The following is a 6,708-nucleotide window of genomic DNA, read 5'->3' as shown; positions in this document are numbered from 1 at the left end:
GCCTCGCGGACCGCCTCCAGGTACTCCGGGCTCTGCCCGAACGGGAAGCCGCTCTTCTGCCGCCGCACCACCTCGGTGGGCAGCCACCACTCGGTGCGGGGCGGCATGCCGCGGTCCTGGGCGGCCAGCATCCGGGCGACGGTGCCGAGGTCCATCAGCAGGGCCCGTCGGCCGGCCACCGGCACGGCCTCGGCCACGCCGGTCACCTTGACCGGGACGACGACGCCGCTGAACGGCACCTGGACGGTGTCGCCGACGGAGGCTCCGACGGCCTTCAGGTAGTCGCGGGTGGCGACGGCGTCGGCGGTGGCCGGCAGGGCCGTCCCGATCGACCCGGCCGGGCTCAGCACGGCGCGCACCGAGTCGCCGATGCCTCCGGCGGGGCGGTAGCGGACGGTGAACAGGTTGTCGGCGGCGGCCGCTTCGGAGGCGAGGGCGGCCACCGGTGTGCTGTCCGTGCCGCTGCGGGACGGCGGGGGCTTCAGGCTCCAGGCGGCGCCGGACGGCACCGGGACGGCGGTCGACGGTCCGTCGGCGGTCTCCGAGACGGCCAGGTTCCGCACGGCGACCTCGCCGCCGCTGCGGTCGCCGAAGCCGACGGTCGCGCCGACCACGGTCAGCGGGGCGGCGACCGAGCCCACCGGGGCGTCGACCAGCGCGCCGAGCCGGATCGAGGCGCGGACCTGGCCGGTCAGCGGGAGTTCGCCGAACGCGACCTTGTGGACCAGGCCGAACCGGTCGCGCAGCAGCAGCCGGACCTCGGGGTGGACGGGGCTGCGCCACCGGGGCACCTGCTCGTCCTGGACCAGCGAGACGTCGGCGTCGATCCGCAGCGGGCGGCCCGGCAGCGGGATGCCGGGCGTGGCGGGTGCGGCGAGCGGGCCGAAGACCTCCGCCCCGGTGCGGCCGCCGATCAGGTCGGAGCGGACCGGGACGTGCTCGGCGAAGGCGGTGGCGTCCACGGCCAGCAGCTGGGCGGCGCCGCCCGGCAGCGGCTGCTCGTCGCGCACCACCGGGACCAGCCGGTCGCCGCCGGGCAGGCTGCCGTAGCGGCCGCCCTGGCCCATCGGGGAGTTGTGCGAGCCGGAGATCCGCAGGCCACCGGCGGTGGCGAAGACGGCCTGGTCGCGCTGCGAGGCGGTCCAGGTGGCGTGCTGGCCGAGCGCCAGGACGCCGGTGGCCACGGCCATGACGAGCAGCAGGACGGGACCGGTGCCCCGGCCGGGCCGACGGGCCAGCTGCCAGCCGACCATGGCGGGGCCGAGGCCGCGGCCCCGGGCCGCCGCGCGGGCGCCGAGCCGGGCGACGAGCGGCAGCAGCCGCAGCACCACCAGGGTGCCGGCGCACAGGGCGAGGGTCGGGGTGGCGACCAGCAGCAGGTCCACGTCGAGCCGCCCGCCGGCGTCGGGGGACAGCCCGCCGCCGTACTGGTCGAGCTGCTGGTAGGCGAGCGCGGCCAGCGCGAGCACGGCGAGGTCGCCGCCGTTGCGGGCGATGCCGGAGACGACGGCCTGGCGGCGGCCGGCCCGGCGGCGCAGGGCGGCGCCGACACCGCGCACCACGCTGGGCACGGTGGCCAGCAGGATGCAGGCGAACGCGCAGACCACGGCCACCGGCCAGAGCGACCAGCTGACGCCGGTGTCCAGGGCGACCCGGTGGGAGCTGCCGAGGCCGGCCAGAGCGCGGACCAGGAAGGGGGTCAGCAGCGGTGCGAACACCGCGGCGGGCAGGGCCAGCAGCAGCGACTCCAGGGCGGTGAAGGAGCCGAGCCGGACGGCCGAGGCGCCGCGCGCGGCGAGCATCTCGTTCTCGGACTCCTGCCGCGCGGCGATCAGGTGGACGACCAGCAGCAGGGCCGCCGCGGCGAGCACCGCCAGTTGGAGGGCGCCGATCAGCAGGGTGGACCGGGCGACCACCATGCTGTCGGACAACTCGCTCATGATGTCCGGCAGTTCGGTCTTCGCGCCGAGCGAGGCGGTGCTCCGCAGCTCGTTGGAGAGGCGCTGGGCGCGGTCGCCGACGGCCTGCGCGCCGGCCCGGTCGGTGCCGGAGAAGTCGGCGTCCAGCGACCAGCCGCGGCCGCCCTGGACCAGGCCGGCCGTGGTGAAGGCGCTCTGGTCGACCATCATCGGGCCGTAGGTGGTGAAGCCGCCCACCTCGATCTCGTGGCCGCCGACCGGGTCGATCCGCCAGTACGGGGCGCTCGGGTCGGTGGCCCGGTAGACGCCGGTGATCCGGACGGTCAGCGGCGTGCTGTCGCTGCGGTCGACCAGCCGGACCTCGGCGGGCAGCGCCTGCTCGGTCAGGGCGAGCCGGCGCAGCAGGCTCTGCGGGACGGCGACGTCCGGGGCGGCGGACCGGACCGGCCCGGTGGCGGCGCCCGGCCAGGCGCCGGCCAGCAGTTGGACCCGGCCGCGGTCGAGGTCGGCGAGGATCGTCAGGTCGGTCGGGCCGGGGGCCTGGCCGGCCGGGTTCTGCCCCGCGGGAGCGCTGCCGTTCGCCGCGCCGTCGGCGCCGGGCAGGCTGTACGAGCGGCTGCGCGCCATGCTGTCGGTGCGCACGGGCAGGTCCCCGAAGAGCTTCTGCCGGTAGGAGGCGAGTGCCTCCTCGTCCTTCGTCCGCTGGTCGAGCCCGTGCTCGCCGGTCACCGCCACCGTGGTCCGGGCGTGACCGGGCCCTTGGAGCGCCTGCCGCAGGCCGGCCTCGCCGACGCTGCTGTTGAAGGCCACCAAGGCGGTCAGCACGGACGTGGTGATCAGCACTGCGAGCAGGACGGCGGCAGCCAGCGGCAGTCGCCCGCGCAGTCGGCGCACGACGAAGCCGAGCATCAAGTTCCTCCCCCGGATTCACATCCCCGGTTGCATCCGCGGGCCCCGCTCATCGATCCGATCCGAGTACAAATCGACCACAGATGGACACATTGCGAGCACGTCGGCGCATTGACCACCGGCAATCGGTCGCCGGATAGCGGACGATGCTGTCAGATTCGATCCAGGAACGGAAGGGACTTGCGCGAATGAAGTAAGCGGTGAGCAAATTCCTTTCCTTGGTAGCATCCCGGCCGGGGACAGCCCCAATTGAACGGCATGCACACTTCACAACTCCGGCTTCAGCACGCGTTTTTGGACCGGGACGCCGTCTTCACGGATTCCCGTCCGGGAACGTGAACCACCGGAGCAGTCATATCCGTAGAACCGGACGGGACCCGGATGGAACCGGGCCGCCACGCCCACAGGGGGACGCCGCATGACGCAGCACCAGGCCGCCACCGCCGACACCGCCACCCGTCCCATGGTGGCCGTGACCGACCTCCGCCGGAGCTTCGGCACCGGCGAGCGGGCCGTGCACGCCCTGCGCGGCGTCTCGTTCACCGTCGGCCGCGGCGAACTCGCCGCGCTCAAGGGCCGGTCCGGCTCCGGCAAGACCACCCTGCTCAACCTGGTCGGCGGCCTGGACATGCCGACCGGCGGCAGCATCGCCCTGGACGGCATCGACCTCGCCGGGCTGGACGAGGACGGCCGGCTCGCCCTGCGGCGGGAGCGGATCGGCTTCGTCTTCCAGTCCTTCGGGCTGATCCCGATGCTCACCGCCGCCGAGAACGTCGGCGTGCCGATGCGGCTGCGCAAGGCCCCGGCCGCCGAGCGCGAGGAGCGCGCCCACACCCTGCTCGCCCTGGTCGGCCTGGCCGACCACGCCAACCAGCGCCCCGGCGAACTCTCCGGCGGGCAGCAGCAGCGCGTCGCCATCGCCCGCGCGCTGGCCAACGAGCCCAGCCTGATCATCGCCGACGAGCCCACCGGCCAGCTGGACTCGGAGACCGGCCGCTCGATCATGGAGCTGCTGCGCGCGGTGGTGCGCAGCGAGGGCGTCACGGTGCTGGTCGCCACCCACGACCCGACGCTGATGGGGCTCGCCGACCGGGTGATCGAGGTCCGGGACGGACGGATCGTCGAGGAGGAGGCGGAGCGCGCCGCCTAGCGGACGGCCCTCGAGGGGTCCGTATCGCGCCGATCGGTCATTGTCGGAATACCCGGCACGACGCCGAGCACCTTGGGAAACGGCCGATATCGCCCCGGGACGGATTCTCCGGTGGCGCATCGGTGGGATGACCGATGTGCGGGCGGGAGGGGCTCGGCCATAGTCCTCGCAGGAGCGTCCGCGGGTGGCCGCGGTGCGCCCGGTTCCTGAAAGGACGTTCTGTGGACACGCACGCGGATCTGGTGTTTCTCGACGGCCAGGTGGTCACGGTCGACGCGGACTTCTCCGTCGCCTCGGCCCTGGCGGTGACCGGCGGGGTCATCAGCGCCGTCGGCCGGCGGGAGGACGTAGCGCCGCTCATCGGGCCCCGCACCCGGGTGGTCGACCTGCGCGGGGCGACCCTGCTCCCCGGCATCAACGACTCCCACCTGCACGGTTGCGCGTACGGCACGGCGACCCCGCCGCTCTCGCTCGACCTCGGGCACCCCGCGGTGTCCTCGCTCGGGGACGTGGCCGAGGCGGTGCGGGAGGCCGTCGGGCGGGTCCCGGCCGGGCAGTGGGTCACCGGGCACGGCTGGGACACCGGGTACCTCGACGAGTGCGTCCGGGACGCCTCGCGGCACCCCTCACGGCACGACCTGGACGCCGTCAGCCCGGACCACCCCGTCGTGCTGTACTCCTTCTCCGGACACGCCACCTGGGTCAACTCCAGGGCCCTGGAGCTGATCGGGGTCGACCGGAGCACCGTCGCCCCGCCCGGCGGCGCCATCGTGGTGGACGGGGCCGGGGAGCCCACCGGGCTGCTCCACGAGGGGGCCCAGGCCCTCGTCCAGAACGCCCTGCCGCCGCTCAGCCGCCAGGAGCGGACCGACGCGATCAGGGCGACCCTCGCCGCCCTCGCCCGGCTCGGCGTGACCAGCTACACCGAGCCCGGGCTCGGCCCCGGCGGCGAGGGCATCATGCGGGGCGCGCTCGGCGCGGAGACCCTCGACGTCTACCGCCGGCTGCTGGCCGACGGCGAACTGACCGCCCGGGTCGGCGTCCTGCTGCTGCCCACCGGAATGACCTCCACCACCGAGGAGTTCGCCCGCGCCCTCGCGGCCCTCGACGGCGTCGGCGACACGGATCCGCGCCGCCTGGCCGTCCACGGCGTCAAGGTCTTCGCCGACGGCATCGTCCCCAACCGGACCTCCTGGATGCACGAGCCGTACGTCGGCGGCGGCTGCGGCGCCCTGTGCGTCGAAGGCGACACCGACGCCGAACGGACCGCCGCGATCGGGGAGATGATCCGGCTCGCCCACGCCGCCGGGCACCAGCTCGGCGTGCACGTCACCGGTGACCGGGCCGTCGACACCGTCGCGGACGCCTTCGCCGCGGCCGTGGCCGAGCACCCGCGGCCCGACGCCCGCCACTACGTCATCCACGGCGACTTCCTCACCGCGCACGGCATGGAGGTGCTGGCCGGGCTCGGCTTCGGCGTCAACATGAACCCCACCATCAAGTGGACCGTCGCCGACCTGGAGGAGGAACTCGTCGGCGCCGAACGGGCCGCGTACGCGTGGCCCTACCGCGACGCCATCGACGCCGGCGTGCGGGTCGCGAGCGGGTCCGACGCGCCGGTCACCCACCCGGACTGGCGTCAGGGCGTCGCCACCATGATGCTGCGCGAGTCCAAGGCCGCCGGCCGGGTCAGCGGCCCCGAGCAGTGCATCGGGCTGGCCGAGGCGCTGCGCACCTACACGATCGACGCGGCCTGGCAGGACTTCGCCGACGACTGGAAGGGCTCCCTGGAGCCGGGCAAGGCCGCCGACCTGTGCGTGCTCGACGGGGACCTGCTCGCCGCCGACCCCCGCGACATCCCGTCGATGCCCGTCCTCCTCACCGTCATGGACGGGCGGATCGTGTACGACGCGCTGCGCGATTGACGTACCCCGGGCACATGATCATCCTTGGATGATGGCAGCGGAGCGAAGCGGGGCGGACCGCGACGGGACGGACATCCTGGACGCGGCCGTCCGGGTCCGCGCGGCCGCCAGGAGCGCCGCCGCCGGCACCGCCGGCCCCGACGCGGTCCTGGCGGCGCTGTCGGAGGTACTGGAGTACGACCACGCCTCGCTGGCCCGGTGGGATCCGCTGCGCGGGCGCCACACCACCCTGGCCGGGAGCTACCCGGCCGAGGCCACCGCGTACATCGAGACCCGCCTGCACCAGGACCCGGTGTTCCCCGTGCTCCGCGGCTCGGCGCAGGGCGGCCTGTGGCTCGGCGACGTCCCGGGGCGGCTCCTGGCGGCCTCCCCGGGCTTCCGCGAGGTGCTGCGCCCCCTCGGCATCGCGGACGGCGTGGCCCAGTGCCTGTTCGCCGACGACGGCCGGTACGTCGGGGTGCTGAACGTGAGCACCCGTCGGCCGCGGCGCACGCCCGATCCCGCGCGCGCCGTGGTCACCCTGCTCAGCGAGGCGCTCGCGGCGGCCGTCGCACCCCGCCCGGGCCCGCGGCCCGAGGAGCCCGCCGCCGGGCCGGCGCCGGCCGGGGACCGGCCCGGCGGACTCTCGCCCCGGGAGCTGCAGGTCCTGGCCGAACTGACCGCCGGCCGCACCAACCGGGAGATCGCCGAACGGCTGTACGTCACGCCGCGCACCGTCGGGACCCACGTCGAGCACATCCTCGCCAAGCTCGGGCTGCCCAACCGCGCGGCCGCCGCCGCCCGGGCCGCGGCCTGGGGCATCGGC

Annotated in this window: 4 protein-coding genes; 3 read left to right on the top strand and 1 reads right to left on the bottom strand. The window is 75.1% G+C overall.

Translation table 11 applies throughout. The annotated features are described in order from the left end of the window. Window positions 1–2,828, bottom strand: a 2,828-nt coding sequence (locus tag ABZW03_RS34710) for a hypothetical protein (protein ID WP_355267520.1), incomplete at its 3' end; no start/stop codon positions are given. Window positions 2,829–3,246: 418 nt separating this feature from the next. Between ABZW03_RS34710 and ABZW03_RS34705 the strand changes: the two genes are divergently transcribed. The 3 genes from ABZW03_RS34705 to ABZW03_RS34695 all read left to right on the top strand — a co-directional run. Continuing rightward, window positions 3,247–3,978, top strand: a complete 732-nt coding sequence (locus tag ABZW03_RS34705) for an ABC transporter ATP-binding protein (RefSeq protein WP_355267517.1) — start codon at window positions 3,247–3,249, stop codon at window positions 3,976–3,978. Between the two features lie 221 nt (window positions 3,979–4,199). After that, on the top strand, window positions 4,200–5,903 hold the full coding sequence (locus ABZW03_RS34700; RefSeq protein WP_355267514.1) for an amidohydrolase: 1,704 nt from the start codon (window positions 4,200–4,202) through the stop codon (window positions 5,901–5,903). Between the two features lie 28 nt (window positions 5,904–5,931). Beyond that, window positions 5,932–6,708: LuxR C-terminal-related transcriptional regulator (locus ABZW03_RS34695; RefSeq protein WP_355267511.1), on the top strand; the 777-nt coding region annotated here is incomplete at its 3' end.

This window comes from Kitasatospora sp. NPDC004799 (assembly GCF_040609095.1).
GTDB lineage: Bacteria > Actinomycetota > Actinomycetes > Streptomycetales > Streptomycetaceae > Kitasatospora.
The sequence above is the reverse complement of the archived record's forward strand: the minus strand, read 5'-3'. Positions and strand labels throughout refer to the sequence as shown.